The sequence below is a fragment of the Streptomyces sp. NPDC090045 genome (assembly GCF_044747975.1).
Taxonomy (GTDB): domain Bacteria; phylum Actinomycetota; class Actinomycetes; order Streptomycetales; family Streptomycetaceae; genus Streptomyces.
This window is the reverse complement of the sequence record NZ_JBIVFA010000017.1, coordinates 25,693-52,398: the sequence shown is the minus strand read 5'-3', so window position 1 is coordinate 52,398 and position 26,706 is coordinate 25,693. Positions and strand designations below refer to the sequence as shown.

Annotated in this window: 22 protein-coding genes and 1 pseudogene; 11 read left to right on the top strand and 12 right to left on the bottom strand. The window is 73.0% G+C overall.

Features of this window, described 5'->3' with window-relative positions; translation table 11 throughout:
- Positions 1–100: 100 nt before the first annotated feature.
- Complete coding sequence (locus ACIPYQ_RS34250) at positions 101–892, bottom strand: metal-dependent hydrolase (protein WP_361755609.1); 792 nt, start codon at positions 890–892, stop codon at positions 101–103.
- Between the two features lie 145 nt (positions 893–1,037).
- On the opposite strand from ACIPYQ_RS34250, the gene ACIPYQ_RS34245 reads away from it, so the two are divergent.
- Genes ACIPYQ_RS34245 through ACIPYQ_RS34235 form a run of 3 tightly spaced genes read left to right on the top strand, consistent with a single transcriptional unit; the run spans position 1,038 to position 4,937 of the window.
- The gene (locus ACIPYQ_RS34245) at positions 1,038–3,560 is read left to right on the top strand and encodes a DUF3516 domain-containing protein (protein ID WP_361755612.1); all 2,523 of its coding nucleotides are present in this window, start codon (positions 1,038–1,040) and stop codon (positions 3,558–3,560) included.
- A 52-nt stretch (positions 3,561–3,612) separates the two neighbouring features.
- Positions 3,613–4,527: an acyl-CoA thioesterase gene (locus tag ACIPYQ_RS34240; RefSeq protein WP_401257980.1), complete on the top strand. Its 915-nt coding sequence runs from the start codon at positions 3,613–3,615 to the stop codon at positions 4,525–4,527.
- An 8-nt stretch (positions 4,528–4,535) separates the two neighbouring features.
- Complete coding sequence (locus ACIPYQ_RS34235) at positions 4,536–4,937, top strand: YchJ family protein (protein ID WP_401257978.1); 402 nt, start codon at positions 4,536–4,538, stop codon at positions 4,935–4,937.
- On the opposite strand, the gene ACIPYQ_RS34230 is transcribed toward ACIPYQ_RS34235, so the two are convergent.
- Together ACIPYQ_RS34230 and ACIPYQ_RS34225 are read right to left on the bottom strand one after the other, a co-directional pair.
- Positions 4,901–5,752 (bottom strand): DUF6397 family protein, encoded by an 852-nt coding sequence (locus ACIPYQ_RS34230; protein WP_401257976.1) that lies wholly within the window; start codon positions 5,750–5,752, stop codon positions 4,901–4,903. The two genes, ACIPYQ_RS34235 and ACIPYQ_RS34230, sit on opposite strands and share 37 nt — an antisense overlap.
- 113 nt (positions 5,753–5,865) lie before the next feature.
- The gene (locus ACIPYQ_RS34225; protein ID WP_030384197.1) at positions 5,866–6,264 is read right to left on the bottom strand and encodes a roadblock/LC7 domain-containing protein; all 399 of its coding nucleotides are present in this window, start codon (positions 6,262–6,264) and stop codon (positions 5,866–5,868) included.
- 105 nt (positions 6,265–6,369) lie between these two features.
- Here ACIPYQ_RS34225 and ACIPYQ_RS34220 point away from each other — a divergent pair, with 105 nt between their 5' ends.
- Positions 6,370–6,807 (top strand): PPOX class F420-dependent oxidoreductase, encoded by a 438-nt coding sequence (locus tag ACIPYQ_RS34220; RefSeq protein WP_362238759.1) that lies wholly within the window; start codon positions 6,370–6,372, stop codon positions 6,805–6,807.
- Between the two features lie 28 nt (positions 6,808–6,835).
- Here the strand turns inward: ACIPYQ_RS34220 and ACIPYQ_RS34215 are convergent, their stop codons facing one another.
- The 5 genes from ACIPYQ_RS34215 to ACIPYQ_RS34195 all read right to left on the bottom strand — a co-directional run bounded on the left by ACIPYQ_RS34215 (position 6,836) and on the right by ACIPYQ_RS34195 (position 11,847).
- Positions 6,836–7,525 (bottom strand): GTP-binding protein, encoded by a 690-nt coding sequence (locus tag ACIPYQ_RS34215; protein ID WP_401257974.1) that lies wholly within the window; start codon positions 7,523–7,525, stop codon positions 6,836–6,838.
- Entirely contained in the window at positions 7,525–7,905 is a 381-nt protein-coding gene (locus ACIPYQ_RS34210; protein WP_327417858.1) for a DUF742 domain-containing protein, read from the bottom strand. The genes ACIPYQ_RS34215 and ACIPYQ_RS34210 overlap by 1 nt, the downstream gene beginning before the upstream one ends.
- A gap of 17 nt (positions 7,906–7,922) precedes the next feature.
- On the bottom strand, positions 7,923–8,366 hold the full coding sequence (locus ACIPYQ_RS34205) for a roadblock/LC7 domain-containing protein (protein WP_319733760.1): 444 nt from the start codon (positions 8,364–8,366) through the stop codon (positions 7,923–7,925).
- Positions 8,366–10,945: a nitrate- and nitrite sensing domain-containing protein gene (locus ACIPYQ_RS34200; RefSeq protein ID WP_401257973.1), complete on the bottom strand. Its 2,580-nt coding sequence runs from the start codon at positions 10,943–10,945 to the stop codon at positions 8,366–8,368. The genes ACIPYQ_RS34205 and ACIPYQ_RS34200 overlap by 1 nt, the downstream gene beginning before the upstream one ends.
- A 119-nt stretch (positions 10,946–11,064) precedes the next feature.
- Positions 11,065–11,847, bottom strand: coding sequence for an MHYT domain-containing protein (locus tag ACIPYQ_RS34195; protein ID WP_401258128.1), 783 nt, complete (start codon positions 11,845–11,847; stop codon positions 11,065–11,067).
- A gap of 177 nt (positions 11,848–12,024) precedes the next feature.
- On the opposite strand from ACIPYQ_RS34195, the gene ACIPYQ_RS34190 reads away from it, so the two are divergent.
- Entirely contained in the window at positions 12,025–12,624 is a 600-nt protein-coding gene (locus ACIPYQ_RS34190) for a class I SAM-dependent methyltransferase (protein WP_401257972.1), read from the top strand.
- 51 nt (positions 12,625–12,675) lie between these two features.
- On the opposite strand, the gene ACIPYQ_RS34185 is transcribed toward ACIPYQ_RS34190, so the two are convergent.
- Entirely contained in the window at positions 12,676–13,590 is a 915-nt protein-coding gene (locus ACIPYQ_RS34185) for an oxygenase MpaB family protein (protein WP_401257970.1), read from the bottom strand.
- Between the two features lie 135 nt (positions 13,591–13,725).
- On the opposite strand from ACIPYQ_RS34185, the gene ACIPYQ_RS34180 reads away from it, so the two are divergent.
- On the top strand, positions 13,726–14,505 hold the full coding sequence (locus ACIPYQ_RS34180; RefSeq protein WP_401257968.1) for a hypothetical protein: 780 nt from the start codon (positions 13,726–13,728) through the stop codon (positions 14,503–14,505).
- 432 nt (positions 14,506–14,937) lie between these two features.
- Complete coding sequence (locus ACIPYQ_RS34175; protein ID WP_401257966.1) at positions 14,938–15,936, top strand: polyprenyl synthetase family protein; 999 nt, start codon at positions 14,938–14,940, stop codon at positions 15,934–15,936.
- Positions 15,937–16,201: 265 nt separating this feature from the next.
- On the opposite strand, the gene ACIPYQ_RS34170 is transcribed toward ACIPYQ_RS34175, so the two are convergent.
- Positions 16,202–16,384 carry a hypothetical protein gene (locus ACIPYQ_RS34170; protein ID WP_319721643.1) on the bottom strand — a complete coding sequence of 61 codons (183 nt, stop codon included), beginning with the start codon at positions 16,382–16,384 and terminating at the stop codon, positions 16,202–16,204.
- 182 nt (positions 16,385–16,566) lie between these two features.
- Between ACIPYQ_RS34170 and ACIPYQ_RS34165 the strand changes: the two are divergent.
- The 4 genes and pseudogenes from ACIPYQ_RS34165 (at position 16,567) to ACIPYQ_RS34150 (ending at position 24,052) form a co-directional block, all read left to right on the top strand.
- Positions 16,567–19,643, top strand: a pseudogene (locus ACIPYQ_RS34165) (DEAD/DEAH box helicase).
- A gap of 3 nt (positions 19,644–19,646) precedes the next feature.
- Positions 19,647–20,957, top strand: a complete 1,311-nt coding sequence (locus ACIPYQ_RS34160; RefSeq protein WP_401257965.1) for an SWF or SNF family helicase — start codon at positions 19,647–19,649, stop codon at positions 20,955–20,957.
- A 190-nt stretch (positions 20,958–21,147) separates the two neighbouring features.
- Entirely contained in the window at positions 21,148–22,473 is a 1,326-nt protein-coding gene (locus ACIPYQ_RS34155) for a GAF domain-containing protein (RefSeq protein WP_401257964.1), read from the top strand.
- Between the two features lie 55 nt (positions 22,474–22,528).
- Positions 22,529–24,052 (top strand): aldehyde dehydrogenase family protein, encoded by a 1,524-nt coding sequence (locus tag ACIPYQ_RS34150; RefSeq protein ID WP_401257962.1) that lies wholly within the window; start codon positions 22,529–22,531, stop codon positions 24,050–24,052.
- Between the two features lie 55 nt (positions 24,053–24,107).
- On the opposite strand, the gene ACIPYQ_RS34145 is transcribed toward ACIPYQ_RS34150, so the two are convergent.
- Together ACIPYQ_RS34145 and ACIPYQ_RS34140 are read right to left on the bottom strand one after the other, a co-directional pair.
- A complete protein-coding gene (locus tag ACIPYQ_RS34145; RefSeq protein WP_401257961.1) occupies positions 24,108–26,201 on the bottom strand; it encodes a trypsin-like serine peptidase in 2,094 nt (697 codons plus the stop codon).
- 228 nt (positions 26,202–26,429) lie between these two features.
- Positions 26,430–26,705 carry a hypothetical protein gene (locus ACIPYQ_RS34140; protein ID WP_401257960.1) on the bottom strand — a complete coding sequence of 92 codons (276 nt, stop codon included), beginning with the start codon at positions 26,703–26,705 and terminating at the stop codon, positions 26,430–26,432.
- Position 26,706 lies beyond the last annotated feature (1 nt).

The window sequence follows — 26,706 nt, the reverse complement described above, 5'->3', positions numbered from 1 at the left end:
GCTCCCTCGCTGGGCGGCCCGGACGTTCCGGATCATCCCCGCCGCCGCACGCTGTGCGCCAGCGATTTAGGGAGCTGCCGGCGCGAGCCGGAAGGCGGATCTAGATGAACCCGAGGGCCGAGGCGCCGCCGAAGCCGCCCAGCAGGACGAAGACCGGCATGAGGACCTTGAGCTCCACCCAGCTGCCGGCGCGGAAGCGCATCATCTTCGGCGGGCCGATCGGGTACCAGCGCTTGCCCGCGATCGGGATGGGCCACAGGACCGGGCAGCCGGAGACGGTCAGCGCGTCGCCGATGTCGTGGACCAGGGCGCCGAGCACGATCGGCAGGCCCAGCCAGAGGTACTCCTGGCCCGGGCCGGTGAACAGCCAGCCCGCTCCGTTGCCGGGCTGGTCGAGCACTCCGGCCAGGATCCACGCGCTGGTCGCACCGAGCAGCCAGACCAGGACGTCGCTGGACATCCGGGCCGCCCGCCACAGCAGGCCTTCGACCGCCAGCACCAGGTGCACGAAGAGCAGGGCGAGCACGCCCCAGCGGTCGGCGGTGACGGCGAGCACGGAGGCTCCGCCGCCTATCAGGACGGCCCAGAGCCAGGTGTGCGTCAGCGTGCGGTGGCCGCCGGTGCGGCGGGCGTCCTTCTTGGAGCGGGTGGACTTGTAGACGGCGTAGGAGATCTTATCGACGACCTCGCACAGGCCCCTGGAGAGCGGGCCGAAGGCGCGCGAGATCGTCGCCGACTTGTGGTCGAGGTCCGGGGCCAGGGCCGCACCGGCGCAGATCAGCGCGCCGACGACGAGGACGGGCCACGGCATGGGGTGTCCGGCCGCCGCGGTCGCAGCCCCCACCCCCAGCCAGGCCGCTGCCCCGGACAGTGAGTGCGCCGGACCCATCATGGTCGTTTCCCGCCCCGCTGGTGTTGTGGTCGGGCCCCGTCGACCGTTTCGTTCGGGCCCCATCGACGGCACAGCGTACCGTCGACGATCTTCCTTCCGTCCGCCGGTTCCCTGATCCGGGGGGAAGCCAGGCAAGATGGGGGGTGTGACCCTCATTGATCAGCTCCCGCCGAACGCCGACCCCGACGCCCTCTTCGAGGCTTTCTCCTCGTGGGCGGAGGACCAGGGCATCACCCTGTACCCGGCTCAGGAGGAGGCGCTGATCGAGGTCGTCTCCGGGGCGAACGTGGTCCTGTCCACGCCGACCGGCTCCGGCAAGAGCCTCGTCGCGGCCGGCGCCCACTTCACGGCCCTGGCCCAGGACAAGGTCACCTTCTACACCGCTCCGATCAAGGCCCTGGTGTCGGAGAAGTTCTTCGACCTGTGCAAGCTCTTCGGCACCGAGAACGTCGGCATGCTGACCGGCGACGCCTCCGTGAACGCGGACGCCCCGGTGATCTGCTGCACCGCCGAGGTGCTGGCCTCCATCGCCCTGCGCGACGGGAAGCACGCCGACATCGGCCAGGTCGTGATGGACGAGTTCCACTTCTATGCCGAGCCGGACCGCGGCTGGGCCTGGCAGATCCCGCTGCTGGAGCTGCCGCAGGCACAGTTCGTCCTGATGTCGGCGACCCTCGGCGACATGAAGCGGTTCGAGGAGGACCTGACCCGGCGCACGGGCCGGCCCACCTCGGTGGTCCGCTCCGCGACCCGGCCCGTACCGCTGTCCTACGAGTACGTCACCACGCCGATCACCGACACGATCACCGAGCTGCTGGAGACCCGGCAGGCTCCGGTCTACATCGTGCACTTCACCCAGGCCCAGGCGGTCGAGCGGGCTCAGTCGCTCATGAGCATCAACATGTGCACCCGCGAGGAGAAGGACAAGATCCAGGACCTGATCGGCAACTTCCGCTTCACCACCAAGTTCGGCCAGAACCTCTCCCGATACGTCCGGCACGGGATCGGCGTGCACCACGCCGGCATGCTGCCCAAGTACCGCCGCCTGGTGGAGAAGCTCGCCCAGGCCGGTCTGCTGAAGGTCATCTGCGGTACGGACACCCTCGGGGTCGGGGTCAACGTCCCGATCCGTACGGTGCTGTTCACCGCGCTCACCAAGTACGACGGCAACCGGGTCCGGACGCTGCGCGCCCGCGAGTTCCACCAGATCGCCGGCCGCGCCGGGCGGGCCGGCTTCGACACGGCGGGCTACGTGGTCGCGCAGGCGCCCGAGCACGTCATCGAGAACGAGAAGGCCCTCGCGAAGGCGGGCGACGACCCGAAGAAGCGCCGCAAGGTGGTGCGCAAGAAGGCCCCGGAGGGCTTCGTCGCCTGGTCGGACACCACGTTCGAGAAGCTCATCGCCGCCGACCCGGAGCCGCTGACCTCGCGCTTCAAGGTCACCAACATCATGCTGCTGTCGGTCATCGCCCGGCCCGGCGATGCCTTCAAGGCGATGCGTCACCTCCTCGAGGACAACCACGAGCCCCGCAAGGCCCAGCTGCGGCACATCCGCCGGGCCATCGCGATCTACCGCTCGCTGCTGGACGGCGGTGTGGTCGAGAAGCTCGACACCCCGGACGCCGAGGGCCGCACCATCCGGCTCACCGTCGACCTCCAGCAGGACTTCGCGCTCAACCAGCCGCTGTCCACCTTCGCGCTGGCCTCCTTCGACCTGCTCGACCCGGAGTCGCCCTCCTACGCGCTGGACATGGTGTCCGTCGTGGAGTCCACGCTGGACGACCCGCGCCAGATCCTGGCCGCCCAGCAGAACAAGGAACGGGGCATCCAGGTCGGCCAGATGAAGGCCGACGGCATCGAGTACGAGGAGCGGATGGAGCGTCTCCAGGACGTCACCTATCCCAAGCCGCTCGAAGAGCTGCTCTTCCACGCCTACGACGTGTACGCCAAGAGCCACCCGTGGGTGCGGGACCACCCCGTCTCCCCGAAGTCGATCATCCGCGACATGTACGAACGCGCGATGACCTTCACCGAGTTCACCTCCTTCTACGAGCTGGCCCGTACCGAGGGCATCGTGCTGCGCTACCTGGCGAGCGCGTTCAAGGCGCTCGACCACACCATCCCCGACGACCTCAAGTCCGAGGACCTCCAGGACCTGATCGAATGGCTCGGCGAACTGGTCCGCCAGGTCGACTCCAGCCTGCTCGACGAGTGGGAGCAGCTGGCGAACCCGGAGGTGGAGACGGCGGAGCAGGCCCAGGAGAAGGCCGACCAGGTCAAGCCGGTCACCGCGAACGCGCGCGCCTTCCGCGTCCTGGTCCGCAACGCGATGTTCCGCCGGGTGGAGCTGGCCGCCCTCGACCACGTCAACGTGCTGGGCGAGCTGGACGCCGAGTCCGGCTGGGACGCCGACGCCTGGGGCGAGGCCATGGACGGCTACTGGGACGAGTACGACGACCTGGGCACCGGCCCCGACGCGCGCGGCCCCAAGCTGCTCCAGATCGAGGAGGACACGGCGCACGGCCTGTGGCGCGTCCGCCAGACCTTCGCCGACCCCAACGGGGACCATGGCTGGGGCATCAGCGCCGAGGTCGACCTCGCGGCCTCCGACGAGGAGGGCCGGGCCGTCATCCGGGTCACCTCGGTCGGCGAGCTCGGCGCCCTCTGACCCGATCCGGCATCCCGCCGGCCCGCCCGGACCCGACAGTGGAGATCCTCTGATGACGAACCCCGCCGAGAGACTGGTCGATCTGCTCGATCTGGAGCAGATCGAGGTCAACATCTTCCGCGGCGCCAGCCCGCAGGAGTCCCTCCAGCGCGTCTTCGGCGGCCAGGTCGCCGGCCAGGCGCTGGTGGCGGCGGGCCGCACCGTCGAGAGCGACCGCCCGGTCCACTCGCTGCACGCGTACTTCCTGCGCCCCGGCATCCCCGGGGTGCCGATCGTGTACCAGGTGGAGCGGGTGCGCGACGGGCGGTCCTTCACCACGCGCCGGGTCACCGCGGTCCAGCAGGGCAAGACGATCTTCAATCTCACCGCCTCCTTCCATCATCCGGAGGAGGGCGGCATCGAACACCAGCTGCCTCCTCACCATGTCCCCCACCCCGACACGCTCCCCAAGGTCGCGGACGAGATCCGCGAGCACCTCGGGGCGCTGCCGGAGACGCTGGAGCGGATGGCCCGCCGCCAGCCCTTCGACATCCGGTACGTGAACCGGCTCCGCTGGTCTCCGGAGGAGCTCAAGGGCGCCGACCCCCGCAGCGCGGTGTGGATGCGCGCGGTCGGCCCGCTGGGCGACGACCCGCTCGTGCACACCTGCGCCCTGACCTACGCCAGTGACATGACCCTCCTCGATGCCGTGCGCATCCCCGTGGAGCCCCTGTGGGGCATGCGCGGTTTCGACATGGCCTCGCTCGACCACGCCATGTGGTTCCACCGGCCGTTCCGGGCGGACGAGTGGTTCCTGTACGACCAGGAGTCACCCATCGCGCACGGCGGGCGCGGTCTCGCCCGGGGCCGCATCTACGACGTGGAGGGCAGGCTGCTGGTCTCCGTGGTCCAGGAGGGCCTGTTCCGTCCGTACGCCGCCAAGCCGTCCGATCCGGCCCGGTCGTCCGAGGCCGCCCCGAAGAACTGAGCGCACCCATGGCCACCTCCGCCGTCCCCTGCCCCTGCGGGCTGCCCGCCCCGTACCCGGAGTGCTGCGGCCGCTTCCACTCCGGCGCCCAGCAGGCACCCACCGCCGAGCGCCTGATGCGCTCCCGGTTCAGCGCCTTCGCCGTCGGCGACACCGCCTACCTGCTGCGCTCCTGGCACCCCTTGACCCGTCCCGCCCATCTCGACTTGGACCCCGGGCAGCGCTGGGAGCGGCTGGAGATCCTCGCCACCGAGCGCGGCGGGATGTTCGAGACGGAGGGCTCGGTGGAGTTCCGCGCCCACTACCGCGAGGGCCGGCACACCGGCTCGCTGCACGAGCACAGCAGCTTCTCCCGCGAGGCCGGGGCCTGGGTCTACGTCGGCCCCCTCTCCCCCGTCGACTTCGACTGATCCCGCGCGCCCGTCAGGGCGAAGTCCAGGCTGGTGCGGTACCAGTGGACCTCTTCCGGCGGCCCGGCCTCCAGCAGCCGCAGCGCCACCGCCGCGGACGCCGGGACCTGCGGATGCCCGTACGGCGGGGGCGGTGCGAGCGCGGCCAGGACGATCCGCTCCGCCGGGTCGGGCACGGCCTCCCGCAACTCGTCCTCCGGGAGTACCGAGGCCAGTACCGCGGCGCGCTCCCAGGGGTCGGCGGTCCGTCTCAGCAGCAGCCCGACGTGCCGCCCGCGCCACCGGCGCGGGCGCAGATCTGCCCTGGCCGCCATCAGCTCCCGGTCGGCCGGGGATGCGACCCCGCTCAGCATCCCGGGCTCCCGCGCCGCGAACGTTCGCAGTTCCGCGGCCAGGTAGAGCCACACCACGGCCCGGTACCGGTTGATCCGGTAGCCGACCGGGGTGACGTGCCCACAGCGTGCGAGGCGGGTGAACCGGCTGGGGCCGACCCCCAGCACCTCGGCCGCCGCCCCCGCTCCGGCCACGGCCTCGACCCGCTCGCGCAGCGCGTCCGGTCCGCCCGCTGCCGTCCTGGCCCGGTCCAGCTCCGCCCGTGCGTAGCGGGCGGCCCCGCCCGTCGCCGGCCGCCCCGCCCGTACGATCCCCAGTTGGACGGCCCTGGCGAACTCGCTGCGGCTCAGCCCCAGTTCCCCGGCGGCCTGCACGCCTCCCACCAGCGCGCCCGCCTCACGGCCGCCGCCTTCGACAGCCGCGGCCTGCTCCGCGGGCCCGGTCACCTCGGCGTGCCGCAGCATGGTCCCCATCTGCATCATCACGGTCCTCCCCCACGAGCAGCGATTACTCTGTGTGAAGACCGTAACTCAGTGCAACGACATCCTGTGCGGCCTGTGGACAACTCTCCGGGCCGGCCCCCGCCCCGCCCGAGTCAGCCGCCGGTGATGCGCCGCTCCGCGACGCCCAAGTGCTCGCCCACCCGGTTGACCAGCAGCGTCATCTCGTACGCGACCTGGCCGATGTCCGCCTCGGCCGCGCTCAGCACGCACAGGCTGCTGCCCGCGCCCGCCGCCATGACGAAGAGGACCCCCTCGTCGTACTCGACCATCGTCTGCCGGACCTCGCCGGCCCTGAAGTGGCGCCCGGATCCCTTCGCCAGGCTCTGCAGACCGGCCGCGACGGCGGCCAGGTGTTCGGCGTCCTCCCGCGCCAGTCCCGCGCTCGCCCCCGTCACCAGGCCGTCGTTGGACAGCACCACCGCGTGCCGCACCTGCTGGACCCTGCGCGTCAGGTCGTCCAGCAGCCAGTCCAGTTGCTTGTCCAGTGCCATTCCCAGCCCCTCCCCGTTGACGTGGCCTCCCGGCCGCGCCCCACCCCGCGCACTTGTGCCGCAAGCCTTCCCCACCAGGGCCTTTCGGGCAAGGAGGATGTCCCCATGGCGAAGAAGATGACTCAAGAGGAATGGCGGGCGTTCGTCTCCCATTCCACCCGCACCGGAAAGCTGTCCACCGTCCGGGAGGACGGCAGCCCGCACATCGCTCCCATCTGGTTTGTACTCGACGGCGATTCCTTCGTGTTCAACACCGGCAAGGACACCGTCAAGGGACGCAACCTGGCCCGCGACGGCCGGGTCGCGCTCTGCGTGGACGACGACCGGCCGCCGTTCTCGTACGTCGTGCTCCAGGGCCGCGCCGAGATCAGCGGATACTCCGACGACGCGGACGAGTTGCTCACCTGGGCGACCCGGATCGGCGCCCGCTACATGGGCGAGGAGCGCGCGGAGTCCTTCGGCCGCCGCAATGCCGTCCCGAGCGAACTCCTCGTCCGGGTCCCGATCGACAAGGTGATCGCCCTCGCCGCAATCGCGGACTGACCGGTCCAGGGCGGAGCCGCGAGCCGGTTCACACGGAATCGGCCTGCGGCTCCACCAAGTCCAGCAGCCGGGCGGTGTGCACCCGTCCGGCGTACTCGACCAGCCTGATCAGCACTTCCTTCCCCGAGTCCTTGTCCCGCGCGTCACACAGCACCACCGGCGTCCCCTGTTCCAGGTCCAGCGCCAGCGACACGTCGTGCGCCCCGTACCTCCGCGCGTCCGTGAAGCAGTTGACGGCCACCACGAAGGGGATGCGCCGGTGCTCGAAGTAGTCCACCGCCGGGAAGCAGTCCTCCAGCCGCCGCGTGTCGGCGAGCACCACCGCGCCGAGCGCACCCTGCGACAACTCGTCCCACAGGAACCAGAACCGGTCCTGCCCCGGGGTGCCGAACAGGTACAGGGCCAGCCCGGACCGGATGGTGATCCGCCCGAAGTCCATGGCCACGGTCGTCGTCGTCTTCTGGTCCACGCCGCCCGTGTCGTCGACCAGTTCGCCCGCCTCGCTCAGCAGTTCCTCCGTCCGCAGCGGACGGATCTCGCTCACCGCACCCACCAGTGTGGTCTTGCCGACCCCGAAGCCGCCCGCCACCAGGATCTTCAGTGCGAGCGAGGCCAGTTCGGCGTCCTCCTCGGGGTCGGGATCCACATCCACCTCCACGTCCACGTCGACGTCCGGGCCCGGACCCGGTCCGGCATGTCCGTTGTCGTGCTGTCCCATCAAAGCGCTCGCAATCCCTCGATGACTTCCCGCAGAATCCGCTCGTCCGGCAGCTGTGCCGGCGGTACCGGCCGGCTGACCTTGACGTGCCCGCCCTCCAGCAGGTCCCCCAGCAGGACCCGCACCACCCCCACCGGCAGGTCGGCGTCGGCGGCGAGTTCCGCCACCGACTGGGTCTCGGACCGGCAGAGTCCGAGCAGCGCCCGGTGTTCGGGGCCGAGCAGCGACTCGGCCGCCTCGTCCGCACCCTCCGGGTCCACGACGACCAGCGCGATCAGATCGAAGCGGACCCCGTGGGGTCCCGGCTTCGTACGCCCGCCGGTCATGGCGTACGGACGGACGAGCGGGCCCGCGTCGGCGTCGTACCACTGGCCGTTCATGTGCCGGACCGCCGCCCTCAGCCGGCGGCCGGCGGCCGCGCCGCGAACCGGGGCGGCGTGTAGAGGTGCTCGCCGACGCGCTTCACCAGCCGGGCCATCTCGTAGGCGATCAGGCCGATGTCGGCGCTGGCCGCGCTGAGCACGGCGAGGCAGGAGCCGTCTCCGGCGGCCGCGACGAAGAGGAAGCCCTCGTCCATCTCGACCATCGTCTGGCGCACGCCCCCGGCGTGGAAGTGCCGGCCCGCGCCCTTGGCCAGGCTGTGGAAGCCGGAGGCCACGGCCGCCAGGTGCTCGGCGTCCTCCCGGCTGAGCGCGCTGGAGGCGCCGACCGCCAGCCCGTCGTTGGAGAGGACCACGGCGTGCCGGACCTCACGGACCCGGCGCACCATGTCGTCCAGCAGCCAGTCCAGTTCGCCCGACCTGCGGACGCCGTCGAGGTCGATCCTCTGGTGTTCGATCATCACAGTTCTCCTTCGCTGCCTGCGTGGGGGGAGTTCTCCTCGGCGCCGCGGACCCACCCGGCCCGGTAGGCCGCCATCCGGTCCCGGGCCTGCTCCGGGCTGCGGCCCGGCGGGTCCTCGGGAACGCGGGCACCGGCGGGGGCCTCGGGGGCCGGGGCCTCCCGGAGCTGCGGGACGAGGCTGGCCTGGCGCACCCGGCGCGGCAGTTCCGTCACCGAGGCCGAGGGGGCCGACGCCGCCTGGGTACGGGCGACCGCGCCGCCGGGGGTGCGCGGCCGCAGCGGCGCCACCGGGGCCGGGCGCTGCTCCTCGGGGGCGGGGGCGGGGGTCCGGGCCGGAGCCGGGGCCGAGACCGGTGCAGGGACCGGGCCTGGCGCCGGGATGCCGCGCGGGTCCTCCCGTACCGCCGAGCCGGGCGTGTCCTCCCGTACGACGGTCATGGTGTGCGGCGGCGCCGCCGGCTCCGGTGGCCGTGCCGCCGCCGGACGCTCACGGCCGGGGGCGGTGGCGGGGCCGTCGGCGCCGACCGTGAGGGCGCCCTGGAGCATGGAGTTCGGCAGGAGCACCACCGCGGTGGTGCCGCCGTAGGGCGACGTGCGCAGGTGCACCTTCACTCCGTGACGGGCCGCGAGGCGGCTGACCACGAAGAGACCGAGCCGGTCGCTGTCGAAGAGGTCGAGCGCCTCGGACTGCTCGATGCGCCGGTTGGCGTCGGCGAGGGTTTCGCGTCCCATGCCGAGCCCGCGGTCCTCGACCTCCAGGACGTAGCCGGCACCGACGGGTTCGCCGCTGACCCGGACCTTGGTGTGGGGCGGGGAGAACTGTGCGGCGTTCTCGATGAGTTCGGCGAGCAGGTGGGTGAGGTCGGCGACGGCGCCCCCGACCACGGCGGCCTCGGCGAGCTGGCGGACCTCGATGCGCGGGTACTCCTCGATCTCGGAGACCGCGGCCCGTACGACGTTGGTGAGGGGGACCGGCAACCGCCAGGCCCGGCCCGGGGCCGCGCCCGACAGGATGATCAGACTTTCCGCGTGCCGGCGCATCCGGGTGGTGAGGTGGTCGAGGCGGAAGAGGTCGCCGAGCTCGCTCGGGTCGTCGGCGCGCCGCTCCATCGAGTCGAGCAGGGTGAGCTGCTTGTGCACGAGGACCTGGCTGCGGCGGGCGAGGTTGACGAAGACGCCGGAGATCCCGCTGGCGAGCTCCGCCCGCTCGACGGCGGCGCTGAGCGCGGCCCGGTGGACGGTGCCGAGCGCCTCGCCGACCTGGGTGATCTCGTCGTCGGCGGGCGGCCCGGGCGGGGTCTCGGCGGTGACGTCGATGTCCTCGCCGGCGCGCAGCCGTTCCATCGCCTGCGGGAGTTTGCGGTGGGCGATCTCCAGGGCCGTGTTGCGCAGCGAGACCAGCTCCACGACCAGCGCGCGTCCGATCCGTACGGAGATGACGAGCGAGGCGGCGACGGCCGCCAGGCCCAGCAGTACGGCGGCGCCGGCCGGGCTCAGCGCCCCTTCGGCGAGCGGGTCGGCCCGGTCGGTGGCCGCGGCGTGCGCGGCCTCCTCGATCTCCAGCATCGAGGCGCCGATGGCGGTGTGGGCGGCCTCCCAGCCGGCGGGCGCCCCCCGGCTGTCCTTGGAGGTGCCGGTGGCCAGCGCCCGGTCCTCGGCGCCGGTGAGGTCGGCGTAGGCGGCGCTCTTGGCGACGGACTGCCAGGCGGCCTGCTGCGCGGTGGGGAGGTCGCGGGCCGCTGACTCGGTCAGCGCACGGCGCGCCTCGACGGCGCCGGTCAGCTGCCGAAGCGTTTCGGCGCTACGCGGGCCCGGTACGGCGAGCAGGGCGTCCTCACGCGACAGGAGTTCCCCGGCGCGGGCGAATTCGAGCAGGACGCGGGCGTCGGGGCCGAGTTCGGCGTCCTCGCCACCGGTCAGGGCGCCGCCGACGGCGAGGGCGGAGTCGACCACGCGGGTGTAGATCTCGTAGGCCGCCTCGGGGGTGGCGCGGCGGTCGGTGATGTCCTTGCGGGCCGATCCCAGGTCCTCGGCGGCGGCGACGAACGTGCCGAGGCGGACCACGATGTCGGAGCGGTAGTCGCCGGAGTCGGCGACGGTGTGCCGGTCGCCGAGCCGCAGCCGCCGGACGGCGGTGTCGGTGCGGCGGGCCTGCTGGTCCAGGGTGCCCGGGTCGGCGGTGGGGTCGGCGAGGAGGCGGACGGCGGCCCGGCGCTCGGCCTGGAGTTCGGTGACGGCAGCGGCGACGGGGGTGCGTATCTCGGCGTCGGCCTGGTGGATGCGGCTGAGACGGGCGATGTCCTGGGCGGTGGTGACGGTGGCGAAGGCCCAGAGGGCGAGGAGCGAGACGACCGGGACCATCAGCAGCGAGACGATCTTCGCGCGGACGGTGGCGGGGCGCAGCCGCAGGCGAGGTCCGCGTTCGCTCGGGGCGGCTCGGGTGCCCGGGAGGGGCTGGTGGGCGCGGTGCTCCGCCGTTTCCTCGGCCGGCGGTCCGGCGTGGGCCCGGCGGCCGCGTGCCGGGGGCGCGGGCAGCCGCGGCGCCGCTGCTTCCGGTTTTCTGCGGGGTGTTCGCATGGGCTCCTCGTTCCGGGCGGTGCCTACGGGTGCGGTGGCGGGTGTGGGGGTGAGTGGGGGGCGAGGGTCCGCGGGGGGCGGCGGCGGCTCCGGACGGGACAGTGCAGGAGGCCGGCTGCTCAGTGCGCGGTTGCGGTGTGCTCCCCGAGGTGCTGGGCGGCCGAAGCGGAAGCGGCCCGCTCGACGGCCGTCGGGGAGAGCGCGACGAAGGCCGCCGTGATGAACAGGTAGGAGCCCAGGCCCACGGCGAGCGGGAAGATGAACTGCATGGCCGTGGCGCCGGGCAGGGCCGCGTCCGAGGGGCTGACGCTGACCGCGACGGCCATCATCCCGGTGTAGTGCATGCTGCTGACCGCGGCGCCCATGACGAGCGAGGCGACGGCGACGGCCACCGGTGACTTGATGTTGAGCGCGGCCCACAGGGCGGCGGTGGCCGCGATCACGGCGATGGCGACGGAGAGGCCCACGGTGAGCGGGTCGTAGGAGACCTCGCCGTGCAGGCGCAGGGCCGCCATTCCCAGGTAGTGCATGCTGGCGACGCCCAGCCCGGTGGTGAGGCCGCCCAGGACGAGCGACCGCCCGCGGTCCTTGTCGTAGCCCACGGCGAAGACCCCGGCGCCGACGACCAGCATGGCGACGAGCAGGCTGAGGATGGTGAGCGGCACGTTGTAGTGGATCTCGGTGCCGCTGACCTCGAAGCCGAGCATCGCGACGAAGTGCATCGTCCAGATGCCGGTGCCGATGGCGGAGGCCGCGGTGAGGAGCCAGTTGCGGCGGGAGGCGCCCGTCGCGGCGAGCGCGCGGACGGTGCAGCGCAGCCCGAGGGCGGCGCCGATCGAAGCCATCACGTATGACAGCGCGGGTGTCAGCCACCCGTAGGCGGCGTGGTCCAGATGTCCCAGGTGTCCCATGGCCAACGGACGCTAGTCCGGGTGAGAGCGCGAACTGGGGGCGCATTTCGAAACACGCTGGAACTGCTGGAATATGACAGAGCTACGTTCATCTTCGATCACACCACGTGCCACCTTGCGCACGGTCCGCAGGCACACCGGCGTACGCCGGTGCGGGATCATGGGCGCATGAGCGAAGACCAGACACACGTGCAGGAGTTCTTCGGAGCGCGCGCCGCCGACTGGGACCGCAAGTTCCCCGGCGACGGGCCCGCCTTCGCCGCCGCCGTGGCCGAGTTCGGACTGCGGCGCGGGGAGCGCGTGCTCGACGCGGGCTGCGGCACCGGCCGGGCCCTGACCGCGCTCCGGGCCGCCGTGGGGCCCTCCGGAACGGTGCTCGGCGCCGACCTCACCCCGCAGATGCTGGCCGCCGCGCAGCGGGCCGGGCGGGGCGCCGAGGGCGCCCTGCTGCTCGCCGACGTGGCCCGGCTGCCGCTGCGCGACGGGGTGCTGGACGCGGTGTTCGCGGCCGGGCTCATCGCCCACCTGCCGGACCCGGGGGCGAACCTGCGCGAGCTCGCCCGGGTGGTCCGCCCCGGCGGCCGGCTCGCACTCTTTCACCCGATCGGGCGAGCGGCCCTCGCCGCTCGCCACGGCCGCGAGCTGACCTCCGAGGACATGCGGGCCGAACACAACCTCGGCCCGCTGCTGGCGGGTTCGGGCTGGGATATGACCTCGTACGCCGACGAGGACGCCCGCTTCCTCGCGCTGGCCGTACGCCACCCGTGACATGCGTGCGTACGTCGGCCCCGCGCCCGGGATCCGCGGACGCCCCCGGGATCACGCCGGAGGCTGTGCCTCCGCTCCGGCGGGCCGGCGGGGATGCGGTACGGGGCAGCCGCCCGAGCCGGGCACCGGAAACGTGCCGAGCTCACCCACGTCGTAGCCGCCGGGGTAGCCCTTGATCTCCGGGTTCTGGCGGGCGTAGTGCGGGTCCCGGCGCGGGGGCAGCAGGCGCACCGCGCGGCCGCGCAGCCGCAGGGCGCCGCGGACCAGCCGCCGGACCGGGGGGCGCGGGGCCTCGTACCGGAAGGCGCCCAGCAGCGGCTCGTCGAGGAGCGCGAGGCTCGCGCGGCGCACGGCGGGTGCGAGCGGCGTCGGGTACCAGGAGGCCATCAGGTCGAGCGTGGAGTCGGCGACCTTGCGGGCGCCCTCGTCCCACCCGAAGTGGGCCTCCTCGTAGGCGTTCAGGGTGTCCTCGAACTCCTCGTAGGAGTCCGGGATGTCCGTGATGCCCAGGTGGCGGCCGAGGGTTGCGTAGTAGTTCGCGCAGGCCCGGCGCTCGTGGTGGGTCAGCGGGCGCCAGCCGTAGACGTCGAGCCACCGCGCCGGGATCACCACGAAGGTGCAGAGGACGTAGCGCATGTCCTCGTTGGAGATGTCGTAGCTGCGGTGCATCTGGTTGACGCGGCGGATCGCGGTGCGCGCGGTGTCGCTGTCGAAGCCGTGCTCGACGACCGCGTCGAGGAGCAGCGCCGTGTCGTCGTAGCGCTTCTGGGGCCGGTCGGTGAACTCGGCGGTCTCGGCCAGCAGACCGCCGATGCTGGGCACGGCATATGTCCGGAAGAGGGCGAGTTCCAGAGCCCGGGTGAAGTCCCAGGGGAACTCGTAGGTGGCGGTGAGCCGGTAGATGGCGAGGAAGTCCTTGTCGGGGTCGAGACGGAGGATTTCCCTCAGCCGGTCGTAACGCTGCACCGGGTGTCCCTTTCTGTGGCGGGTTCCCAACTCTACGTGCAGGTAGCAGCCTTGGAAATCGTCGCCCGCCAGCTCTCGACGCACGGGTTACCCGCTGGTTAAGGTGCGCCGACGAAAGAGCTACCAGGAGGCCAGGTGTCCGACGACGAGGGTGACGGCTCCCTGTATGTGCTGACCGCCGTGCTACTGACGCCCGCGCAGTTCCCCAGCATCCTGGGCGACGACTTCCCCGAGGCCTGCTCCCTGCTCGGCGTGGCGCCCAAGGGTGACGGGTACGGGCTGGTGCTCGGCCAGGACGAGGAGGGTGCGCGCTGGACGGTCGTCGTGGACGACGTCTCGCTCGTGGCCACGGCCATCGCCTCCTGGGACTGCGGGATGGAGTACGACCTGTCCCCCGACGAGCGGTCGATCGTGGTCTCGCTGGCGGGCTGGCCGCTGGAGCTGTCGGTGGCGGCGGCCGGGATCCCCGAGCCGCACGATCCGGAGCAGGGCGCCGACGGCACGGGGCGGGTACCGCTGGCGCCGCCTTCCGCCGAGGCGTGGGGACCGGTGCAGCGACGGATGGGCGCGGACCAGATCGCGCGGGAGTGGTCGGACTGGCGCGAACGCGTGGCCACGGACGGCGGGGCGGCCGCTGCCGCGCACCCCGGGCTCGCACGGGCGCTGGAGGAGGCCCTGGCGTACACGCGGACCCCGCCGCCGCCCGGCCGGGTGCGGTCCTCGTTCGCCGGCGAGGGGGCGCGGACCCTGCGGGTGGACGGGCCGGGCTGGTCGCTGGTGGGGCGGACCGGCGATGCGGCCTTCATCCTGCTGGACGAGGAGCCGAGCGAGGTGCTCGCGGTCCCCCAGGAGGGGGATCCCGGCCTGCCGGAGCTGCTGACGGCACTGGACCGGATTGCGGTCCGCCCGGCGTGACGCGGCCGGCCCGGCAGGGCGCGGCGCGGCGCGGCTCAGCCCGGCAGGGCGGGGCCGGCAGGGCGGGGCCGGCAGGGCGGGGCCGGCAGCGCGCCGTCCGGACGTCCACGTGGTGGGACCGGACGGGCTCGATCGCACGCCGGTCCTCCGACTGACGGCGTACGTGGGCGAGTTCGGGCCACGGGGTGAGCCGCGGCAGCCGGAGGGGGCGACGGCCTTGATCCACGGCCCTTGCCGAGCGGTCGGCCGGCGCCTGGCGAGCCGGCGCGACCAGCGACAACGACCCATGATCGAAAAGAACCGGCCAGGCGGGCCGAAAATCGCTCTGGATCCCCTTCCTCCGGAATGATCGAATCGGCCAGTCACGCGGCTCAAAGGGTGCGCACCTCACCCCTTCAGCCCATTCCACGACGGAGGCCGCTCTTGAATTCCATGTCGTACCTGGACCTGCACCGGGAAGTCTCGCAGGACATCGATGCGGAGATCGAAACCGCCCTGGAGCGGCTCGGTCCGCTTGCGGGCACCACACGGAACACAGTGGCCAAGCTCCTGGAGCAAAGGAAACTGAGACATCCCCTCTCGGTGCTGCCTCTGCTCACGCACGCCATAGAAACGGGAAATCCGGGGCCAGCCATTCCGCTATCCGCCGTCCACCTGCTGTGGTGGACCTCGGCCTGCTACCTCGACGACCTGGCCGACGCCAACGGCGCGTCCATCTCCGGCCAGCTCACCGACAACGAGGCCCTGCTCGCCTCCGTCATCACCGGCAACGCGCTCCCGATTCAGATCATCCTGTCGCAGGCGCTCCCAGAGGAGGCTCGCAGCGCGCTCGTAACGGAACTCCTGCACGGGTGGATCATTGGCGTCGACGGACAGATCGACGACATGCGCGGGGACATCTGCAGCGCCTCGCGGAAATCGGTGATCGAGACGTATCGCGGCAAATCCGGCGCGCCTTTCGGAATGATCACGGCAATGGCCGCGATCTTTTCGGGAACGACCACCGAGAAGGTGGAGCTGTGGCGTGAATTCGGCTACGTCTTCGGCATCCTGTGGCAGATTTTCAACGACCAGGAAGACATCCTTTCCGGTCGGGACGAGGACCTGCTCAACGGCACGGTGACGTACCTGCTCGCCTCCGTGATCGAGGACGCCTCTCCCGCTTCCCGCGAGCACCTGCTGGGGCTGTGCACCGCCGCCGGACGCTCCATTCCGGCCAGGGCGGAACTCGCGAGCCTCCTGCGGACGCCCATCGCCCTCGACCGCTACCGGGCGGAGATCGACGGATTCCGCGCCGAGGCGTACCGCATCCTGGAGGAGCTGGGCGGCGACGAGACCTACTTGCAGGTGCTCCGGCACCTCGTGGACCACGCGTCGCAGATGCTGCTCGAAGCGGACCTCGCGCCGGCCGCCGCCAGCGACGCCGCCTGATCCCGCCGCCCGGGCGGGCCGCCCCGAAACGCCCGCCCCGCGGCCGCACCTGCCGGGCTCCGCACCGCATCCGGAGCCCGGCCTCTCCGCCGGGCGACCGGGCAGGAACGTACGGCCCGGGCCGCCACCCGGGCCGGTTGTATCCCGGCCGGCCGCGTCCCGGCCTACTGTGTCCCGGCCTGCCGTGTCCCGGCCTACTGTGTCCCGGCCTGCCGTGTCCCTTCCGGATGCGCCCGCGCCAGGTGTGTCCGTGCCGCTGCCGCCGTCAGCGGCCGATCTGCTTCCTGGATATTCCCCGCACCCGACGCCGCTGGGAGGAGTCCAACAGGAAGTAGGCCGCAGCCGGCACTCCGATCAGGACCAGCAGCCCGGCCCAGAACCCCACCGTCCAGAACAACACGATGGCTGCCACGACTCCGGCAACCGCGACTTTTCCGCTCGTGGACATCTGCGGACACCTCCTCCTGGGGTCGACCACTACCCCCCTCAACGTGCCGCCGCGACCGCGCGTTCCCCGACACGCGAACGGTCTTCGAAGTCGGCCGGTTCGCGGCCCCGCCCCCGCCGCCGGGCCGCCGCGGTGGGGTACTCTCGGCCGCCCTGCCCCCGGTAGTCAACTTTGAGGAATGCGTGCGCTCCGAGATCTCCGGCCTCCTCCACCGCTCCGCCGTCTTCCTCCCCGGCGAGCCGGCCCGCACCGGCCGGATCGCCCTCTGGCCAGTGGACGGGGAGTTCCTCGACGCCGCCCGCGTCAGTGCCGAGACCGCCGCCCGCACCGGTGACGATGCCGGCGGGGTCCAAGGCGGGGTCCAAGAAGTCACCGTCGTCACCTCCGACCTGCGCCGGACCCCCGTGACCGCGCTCGTGCTGCCCGTGGCCGAGGCCCTGCCCCTGCTCACGCGCGCCCGGGCCGCCGCCGCGGCAGCCGAGGCCCAGGCCGACAGCGACGGCTCCGGCGACACCGGCCCCTCCGGTGCGGCGTTCTGGGGCGCCGCAGCGCTGCTGGCCCTGCGGTTCGCCGCGCAGGGCCGGCTCCTGCCCGGGCTGAGCCCCGCCGGCCACGACGCCTGGCGGATCGGCCCGCTGGAGGCCGCCGACCTCGACGAGGTCCGGGAACTGGCCGCCGCCATGCCGCCCGGCGCCCACTGCCTCCCGCTGGACGTGGACGGGCCGCCCAGGCTGCCCACCCCGGAGCCGCTGCTCCGCGCCTTCCTCGACGCCGTCGCCGACACCCTGCCCCGCTCCCCCGCCGCCGCCGAGGCCGCCGGCGGGCCCGCCTTCGCCGCCCGGCCGCCGCGGCTCCACCCCGAGCTGCGCGACTGGGCCGCCGAGGTGGCCGCCGGCCACGACGCCGGAGTACGGATCTCCCTGCGGATCGAGCTCGACCGGCCCCTCGACCCGACTCTCGCCCCGACTCTCGACCGGCCCCTCGACCAGGGCAGCGGCCTCGCGGCCGCCCGCGCGGCCGCCCGCTCTCCCGCCTTCCGTGCCGTTCTCCAGATGCACAGCCTGGGCGACTCCGCCCTGGTCGCCGATGCCGCCGACGTCTGGGCCGGGGCCGGAGCCGCCGCGGCCGCCTTCCCGCCCGGCGCCCGGCTGGACGCCCTCCGCGCCCTGCGCCGCGCCGCCCGGCTGTGGCCCCCGCTCGCCCCGCTGCTGGGCGCGGCCGTCCCGGACTCCGTCGACCTCGCCGACGAGAGGTCACCGAGCTGCTCGGCGGAGCCGCCGACGCGCTCGCCGCCGACGGGGTCCAGGTGCACTGGCCGCGCGGGCTCGCCCGCAGCCTGAGGACCCGCGCCGTCGTGGGCTCCCCCGACACCGTGGGGCCCGGGCTTCCCTCCGGTCTGCTCTCCCCCGGCGCCCTGCTCTCCTTCAGCTGGCGCCACGCCCTCGGCGACCAGGGCGATCTCACCCGCGCCGAGCTCGACCGGCTGGCCGAGGCGAAACGGCCACTGGTCCGGCTGCGCGACCAGTGGGTCCTGATCGACCCGGCCGAGGCCCGCCGCGCCCGCGCCCGCCAGGACCTCGACGTGGCGGCCGCGGACGCGCTGGCCGCCGTACTCACCGGGTCGGCGGAGATCGGCGGCGCGCGGGTCGACGTAGAGGCCGCCGGTGCGATGGAGCGGCTGCGCGCACAACTCACCGCCGACCCGCGGGACGCCGGTCCGCAGGCATCCGACGACCTCCCCGCACCGCCGGAGCTGCGGGCCACCCTGCGCGCGTACCAGCTGCGCGGCCTGCGCTGGCTGGCCCGGATGACCTCGCTCGGCCTCGGTGCCTGCCTCGCCGACGACATGGGCCTCGGCAAGACCATCACCCTCATCGCGCTCCACCTGCACCGCAACCGGCAGGACGCGGCCACCGCCGGGCCCACGTTGGTGGTGTGCCCTGCTTCGTTGCTGGGCAACTGGCAGCGGGAGATCGAGAGGTTCGCGCCCGGCACCCCCGTACGCCGGTTCCACGGTCCCGGCCGCAGCCTCGCGGGCCTCACCGCTTCCGCCGGTCCCACCGCTTCCGCCACTCCCACCGGTCCCACCAGTCCCACCAGTCCCACCGGGGGCTTCGTGCTCACCACGTACGGCACGATGCGTCTGGACGCGCCCGCACTCGCCGCCATCGGCTGGGGCATGGTCGTGGCCGACGAGGCGCAGCACGTCAAGAACCCGCATTCCTCGACCGCCAAGGCCCTGCGCACCATCCCGGCCCGGGCCCGCGTGGCCCTGACCGGCACCCCCGTCGAGAACAACCTCTCCGAGCTGTGGGCCGTCCTCGACTGGACCACGCCCGGGCTCCTCGGCCGCCTCGGTACCTTCCGCTCCCGCTACGCCGAACCCGTCGAGAGCGGCCGCGACCCGCAGGCGGCGGCGCGGCTGGCCTCGCTCGTCCGGCCGTTCCTGCTGCGGCGCAAGAAGTCCGACCCCGGCATCGCCCCCGAGCTCCCGCCCAAGACCGAGACCGACCACACCGTGGCCCTCACCAGCGAACAGACCGCGCTCTACGAGGCCGTCGTACGCGAGACCCTCGCCGCGATCTCGGAGGCGGACGGGATGGAGCGCCGCGGTCTGGTCGTCAAGCTGCTGACCTCCCTCAAACAGATCTGCAACCACCCGGCCCACTTCCTGGGCGAGCACGGTTCGGGGGAGCACGCGGACCGGGGAACCGCCCAGGCCGCCCGCTCCGGCAAGCTGGAGCTCCTCGACGAACTCCTCGACACGATCCTGGCCGAGGGCGGTTCGGTCCTCGTCTTCACCCAGTACGTGGCGATGGCCAGGATCCTGGAGAAGCACCTCGCCGGACGCGGGATCGCCTCCCAGCTGCTGCACGGGGGGACTCCCGTGCCGCGCCGTGAGGAGCTCGTCGACCGCTTCCAGGCGGGCGAGGTCCCCGTCTTCCTGCTGTCCCTGAAGGCGGCGGGCACGGGGCTGAACCTGACCCGGGCCGGCCACGTCGTCCACTTCGACCGCTGGTGGAACCCGGCCGTCGAGGAACAGGCCACCGACCGCGCCTACCGCATCGGCCAGACCCAGCCCGTACAGGTCCACCGGATCATCGCCGAAGGCACCGTGGAGGACCGCATCGCCCGGCTCCTGGAGCGCAAACGCGCGCTGGCCGACGCCGTCCTCGCGGGCGGTGAGGGCGCGCTGACCGAACTGACCGATGCCGAACTGGCCGAACTCGTGGCGCTCCGCGCGCCGCACGGGGAGTGAGCGATGACCACCCACGACCCGCACGGGCGGCACGAGAAGCACGGGCAGCGCGGGCAGCACGAGAAGCGCGGGCAACAGGAGAAGACGTTCCCGGCGCTCCCGCCCGCCCCCGGCCGCGCCTTCGCCCGCACCTGGTGGGGCCACGCCTGGCTGCGCGCCCTGGAGGACAGCGCGCTGGACGGGGAGCAGGTCAGGCAGGGCCGCCGGTACGCGCGCTCGGGCGCGGTGGGCGCGGTCTCGGTGCGCCCCGGCGGGCTCACCGCAGTGGTGCGCGACCGGGACGGCACGGCGCACCGGACGGACGTACTGGTGCAGGAGTTCACGGAAGCGGAATGGGACCGGCTGCTGGGTCTGGCGGCCGAGGAGTCGGGGTACATCGCGGCACTGCTCGACCGGGAGGTGCCACCGGAGCTGGCCGAGGGCGCGGCGGCCGCCGGAGTGGAACTGCTGCCCGGCATCGGGGACCTCGATCCGCGCTGCGACTGCGGCGAGTGGGACCACTGCCCGCACACGGCCGCGCTCTGCTACCAGGTGGCCCGACTGCTGGACCAGGACCCCTTCGTGCTGCTGCTCCTGCGCGGGCGCGGCGAGCGCGACCTGGTGGGCGAGCTGGAGGAGCGCAGCACGGCGGGCGCGCAGGCCCCCCGGGTGCCGCCCGCCGACGGTGGTGTCCCGGCGGCGCAGGCGTACGCGGCGCGGCGCCCGCTGCCGCCGCTGCCCCCGCCGCCCCGGCTGCCGGACGCGCCGGGGCAGCCGCCGACGCTGGACACCGAGGGCGGGACGGAACCGGAACTCGACGTGGACGCGGTGGAGTTCCTGGCGCAGGCGGCCGCGGACGAGGCGTACCGGCTGCTGGCGCAGGCGCTGGCTCCGGGCCACGCCGACCGCACCGCGCCGGCCCCGCTCACGGTCGCCGAAGACGCCGTACGACTCACGGGCGAGGCCGATGACGTCCGGGTCCGCTCCCGCCTGGCCGCGGCTACCGGACGCAGCCGGGCGGACATGGAACTGGCCGTACGCGCCTGGGGCTTCGGTGCGGCCCCTGGCCTGGCCGCGCTGGAGGACGACTGGACGCCGGACCGGACGACGCTGGCCCGAGCCCGGGCGGCCCTGGCCGCGGCCTGGGCGGACGAGGAGGCTCCGGTGCTCCGCCGGGTCCGCGCCCGCTGGACGGAGGCGGGCACCGGCCGCCAGCTCCGGCTGGGCCGCGAGGGGCGCTGGTGGCCGTATCGGCGTGAGGGGGGCCGGTGGATCCCGGCGGGCCCGTCGGCGCCGGACCCGGCCTCGGCGCTGGAGGCCCGTCCCGCCGGGTGAGGTTCCCGCTCGCACCGGCCGGCGTGGCGCGGGGCAGCGGCCGGCCGGCCCGAGACTGTCGCCGTGGCCGACGCGGTGCCAGGCAGTGGCCGACGCGGCGCGGAGGCAGTGGCCGACGTACGGCTTGCCGCGGCCCCGTGCCGGGACGACGATGGAGCGCTCCGGGTACGGCGGCAGGCGGGAGGGTGACATGGGCGATCCGTCGGTGGCGCTGGCGGGCGGGGCGGATCCGGCCGCGCGTACGCGCGAACTGCGGCGGGCGCATGCCGCGTTCACGCGGGACGGCCGGGTCGAGGCGCCGGTCCGGGCGGTCATCGCGCGGTCCTGGCGGCGGTGCGCCCGGGCCCGGCTGAGCCCGGAGTGCGCACCACGGGTGGAGCTCGCGGAGGCGGAGCTGAGGTCGTACCGCGAGGAGCACCCGCTGGCCCGGGCGATGCCGCTGTTCCGGGACCTCGTCGGGGCGTTCGCCGCGCACGGGGCGCATCTTCTGGCGGTGTGCGACGCGCGGGGCAGCCTGCTGTGGGTCGAGGGCGAACCGGGCACGCTGCGGCGGGCGGAGCGGCTCGGCTTCGTGCCGGGTGCGCGCTGGGCGGAGACGGCGATGGGCACCAACGCGCCCGGCACCGCGGTCGCGGTGGGCGAGCCGGTGCAGGTCTTCGGGGCCGAGCACTTCAGCCGCCGGGTGCACCCGTGGACCTGCGCGGCGGCCCCGGTACGGGATCCGCGGACGGGCGGGGTGCTGGGCGCGGTGGACATCACCGGCGGCGACGGCCTCGCCCACCCCCACTCCCTCGCCTTCGTGCAGGCGGTCGCCCGGGCTGCGGAGGCCCAGCTGACGCTGCTCTCCCCCGGCCCGCCGACCGCCGGGGACACGCTGACCGCCCTGGGCCGGGACCAGGCGCTGCTGGTCGCGGGCGGGCGCAGGGTGCGGCTCGGCCGGCGGCACAGCGAGATCATGGCCCTGCTCGCACACCATCCCGAGGGCTTGTCGGGCGAGGAGCTGGCGATCGCCTTGTACGAGGACGAGTCGGTGTCACCGGTGACGTTGCGCGCCGAGATCTCCCGGCTGCGCGCGCTGCTCGGCCCCGCGGCGCCGCTCTCGCGCCCCTACCGTGCGGCCGGTCCGCTGGCCGCCGATTTCACCGCGCTGACCCGGCAGTTGGCCGCCGGAGCGGTCTCCGCGGCGCTCCACCACTACCCCGGTCCGCTGCTGCCCGCTTCGACGGCGCCCGGCATCGTGCGGCTGCGCCGCCGGATCGAGGACCAGGCGCGGGCCGCCGTGATCGCCCGGGCCGATGCCGGACTGCTGACCGACTGGGTGTGCAGCCCGTGGGGCGCGGACGACCCGGAGGCCTGGCGGGCGCTGGCGGCGGCGCTGCCGCCCGCAGGCCGGTCTGCCGCACTGGCCCGCGTACGAGCCCTGGACCGTGAGCTCGGTGCGCGGGGGGACGGCGTGGCAGCGGCGGCGCGGCCTCGCGGACGGCGTGCAACGTATCCGCAACCTGCCCGCTCCTAGCCTCCACCCGAGCGCCGTCCGACGGTGGGCGGCGCCCGGCAAAGGGGAGGACACCATGGCCCGTTACGCTGCGCCCGGTACCGAGGGGGCGCTCATGTCGTACGCGTCCCGCTACGGCCACTTCATCGGCGGCGAGTACGTCGAGCCCGCCCTCGGCCGCTACTTCGACAACCCCTCTCCCGTCAACGGGCAGCCGTTCACCGAGGTCGCGCGCGGCAGCGCCGAGGACGTGGAGCGGGCGCTGGACGCGGCCCACGCGGCCGCGCCGGCGTGGGGGCGCACCTCCATCACCGAGCGGTCGACGATCCTGCTGCGGATCGCGGACCGGATGGAGCAGAACCTGGAGTCGCTCGCCCTCGCCGAGAGCTGGGAGAACGGCAAGCCGATCCGCGAGACGCTGGCCGCCGACATCCCTCTCGCGATCGACCAGTTCCGCTACTTCGCGGGGGCGCTGCGCGCACAGGAGGGGGCGCTCAGCCAGATCGACGAGGACACGGTCGCCTACCACTTCCACGAGCCGCTGGGCGTGGTCGGCCAGATCATCCCGTGGAACTTCCCCATCCTGATGGCGGTGTGGAAGCTGGCCCCGGCGCTGGCGGCCGGCAACACCGTGGTACTGAAGCCGGCCGAGCAGACCCCTGCCTCGGTCCACTACTGGCTGAGCCTGGTGGCCGACCTGCTGCCGGCGGGCGTGGTGAACATCGTCAACGGCTTCGGCGAGGAGGCAGGCAAGCCGCTCGCGTCCAGCCCGCGCGTGGCGAAGATCGCCTTCACCGGGGAGACCGCGACGGGGCGGCTGATCATGCAGTACGCGGCCGAGCACCTGAAGCCGGTCACCCTGGAACTCGGCGGCAAGAGCCCGAACCTCTTCTTCGACGACATCTGGTCGACGGACGACGACCTGCGCGACAAGGCCCTGGAGGGCTTCGCCATGTTCGCGCTCAACCAGGGCGAGGTGTGCACGAGCCCGTCGCGGGCCCTGATCGAGCGGGGCCGGTACGGGGACTTCCTCGACGCGGCCGTGGCCCGCACCGAACTGATCGTGCCGGGGCACCCGTTGGACACGGACACGATGATCGGCGCGCAGGCCTCCGAGGAGCAGCTGAAGAAGGTCCTGTCGTACGTGGAGATCGGCCAGCAGGAGGGGGCGAAGATCCTCACGGGCGGCGGCCGCATCGACCACGGCGGCGACCTGGCCGGCGGCTACTACGTCCAGCCGACCATCTTCGAGGGCGACAACCGCATGCGGATCTTCCAGGACGAGATCTTCGGCCCGGTGGTGTCGGTGACGTCGTTCCAGGACTTCGACGACGCCGTACGGATCGCCAACGACACGGCGTACGGCCTGGGCGCGGGCGTCTGGACCCGCGACATCAACACGGCCTACCGCGCGGGCCGCGCGATCCAGGCGGGCCGGGTCTGGACGAACTGCTACCACGCCTACCCGGCCCACGCCGCCTTCGGCGGCTACAAGCAGTCCGGCATCGGACGCGAAACCCACAAGATGATGCTGGAGCACTACCAGCAGACGAAGAACATTCTTTGCAGCTACTCCCCCAAGAAACTTGGGCTCTTCTAGGGAGCGAAGTTACCCGGGGCGGGTACGTCGTCGCACCCGCCCCGGCCGAATTGGGTCACCCGGTCGATCGCGCGAGGAACTTGTCGATCGCCGTGGCGACTTCCGGGTGGGCGAGGTACTCCTCGATGCTGTGGGCCCGGTCGCTCGCGTTCACCACGGCGTGCTCCTCCGTCAGCTTGCCCCAGACGCGCTCCAGCGGGCAGCCGATGGCCACCGCGTCGGTCGGGCACCAGGCGTTGACCCACTCGCTGACGGTCCCGGGGCGGTTGGTGCCCGGCGGGGCAAGCCGGCTGTTGACCGCGTTCATCCCCAGCGGGCTTCCCGCGGTGACGAGAAGGGTGACCTTCATGCCCGGGGGGAGCCGGTTGGCGACGAGGTCCATGCCGACCACCGTGCCGAGGCTGTGGGTCACCAGGACCAGCTCGCCGTCTTGCGGGATCTCCTCGAATACACGGTCCAGGACGGCATTGCGGACCGCCTGATCACTGAGGTAGGCGTCCACGTCACGGAAGATGGTAGCGATGGCCAACGCGTCCACGTCGGTCTTGGCCGCCAGCCAGCTCAGGGCGCCCTGGAGGGATCCGACGAGCGTACTGCCGAGGTTCTCCGTGGCCGTCTGCCCGTCCTGCGGCATGCCGGCCAGGACCGCCGCCTCCATGACGAGCTGCTCGTATGTCCCCTCCTCGGACCGGGCAGCGAAGGCCTCCGCCGCCGCCACGGCGGGCGCGTCGGCGTAGGAGGCGGAAAGCGCCTCGTGCTGCCCGATGACTTCGACGATCCGGTCACCGTAATACGGGAACCAGACGTTCGCCGGGTCGACGGTGGGGAGCCCTGCGCGGGTGAGTCCGTGGTTGAGTCCCCCGGTCCAGCCGCGGCGGAGCAGCTCAGGATTCTTGCCCTGCTGGCTCCGGCCGTGCAGGAAGACCATGTGCCGCTCGCCTCCGAAGGCGTCCTTCGGGGCGCTCAGACCGACGTGGGCCCCGGCAGGCGCACGGACGGCGCCGGGGGCCGCGAGGCCCGGGGCGGCGACGACCGCGACGGCCTCCTGCGGGGTGGGGGCTTGGGCTACGGCCGGTGCGGCCGGCGTCTCCACCGGGCCGACGGCGGCGTCCTGCCGGAGCCCGGATTCGGGGCCCATCTCCGCCAGCAGCGCACGCCGCTCGGGTGGCAGCGGCAACGTGGCAAGGTGCTTGAGGATCGAGCTGGTGCGGGCGCCTTCGTTCGAGACGTAGTCGATGGTGTCGTCGCTGTCGACGCCCCTCCGCCAGATCTGGCCGTCCTTGCGCAGGATGCGGTTTTGGGTGTCCGTGTTCGGCACGCCCATGTGGTGCAGCGCCACGACCTCCCACTGATCGTTGAAGACCGGGGATCCGGAATTGCCGGGCTCGGTGTCGGTCCGGTAGTGGAGGAAGTCGTCCAGCCGCTGCACGAGGGAGTTGTCACGGAGCGCGATTTCCTTGAGGCGGCCCATCGGGTGGCCGATGATGTTCACCGGTTCGTTCTGGACCAGCTTGCCCTGCTGATTGCTGAGCTGGTTCCATCCGAATCTCGTGCCTGCGAGGCTGCCGTCGGCGGCGGGATTGACCGCCACCAGCGCGTAGTCGAGATGCTTGTCCGCCGCGAAGAACGTATCGGGGGCGAATTCGAACCGGATCGCGGCGTCGGGTGCGTTGCCGATGGTGACCTGGGCGTTGAACTCCAGGAAGCAGAGCCGTGCTGTCTCCGCGTTCGGCACCACGTGGTGGTTGGTGAGCAGCAGCCGGGGCGAGACCAGGAAGCCGGTGCCGTGCGGCCGTTCGAGGCCGTTGCGGAGGATCGAGATCCGGGCGACGGTGGCGGCCGCGCGGGCACCCCGTGGCAGGAAGCTCCACGGCTGGAGATCCTTGGTGAGACCGATGACCCGCTCCAGGGTTTCGGGCACGTCCAGCGCCTCCGCGTGGACACTCTCCACCGCCGCCGCCGGTGGAACCCCGCCCCGCTCGAGCAGCCGGTTGACCCGGGAGGCGATCCGCTCCGGGGTATCCGGGTACCGCACCCCGGCTTCCAGCTTCGCCTCGATCTCCTTCCGCTCCACGGCCGCCTCGCGATACCGCTGCGCTGCCGCGGTCCGTTGTTCCTGCTCTTCCCCGGATTCATTGGTTGGGAGCACGTCACTCACCGTTCTGTTCCTGAGGTTTTGCCGACGCCTTCCAGAAGGCGGACATGCTCCTCGATGCCGCAACAAGAACGGGTGCGGCCACGACTCCGGTACGCGGGGCGAACCGCAAGCACCGCTCCCGGTCCCCTGGGCGATGCCCTGCCGCGGAAAGATCCGGGGCGCTGCGCCGGACGGGTGGGGACGGGCGGCGTTGCACCGTGGTGCTCCACCGCCCCGGGATCACTCCGGCCGCCGGCCCCGGTCGTCCTCCCGCAGCTCGCGGACGCCGGAAGCCGCCGGCAGCACCAGAACCAGCAGCGCCGACCGGCCCAGCCGGCCACGGGCGCCGGGGTCGAAGGCCATCAGCACGAGTACCAGCACGATGCCTGCGACCTCCACCCACGAGAGATTCGGGAAGCCGCGCATCCGCGCTACCAGCAGGTGCGGCGCCTCGCGCTCCAGGCGACGCCGCAGCACCGGATGGATTGCCGCCACCGTAAGCCACGGGTAGAGCATC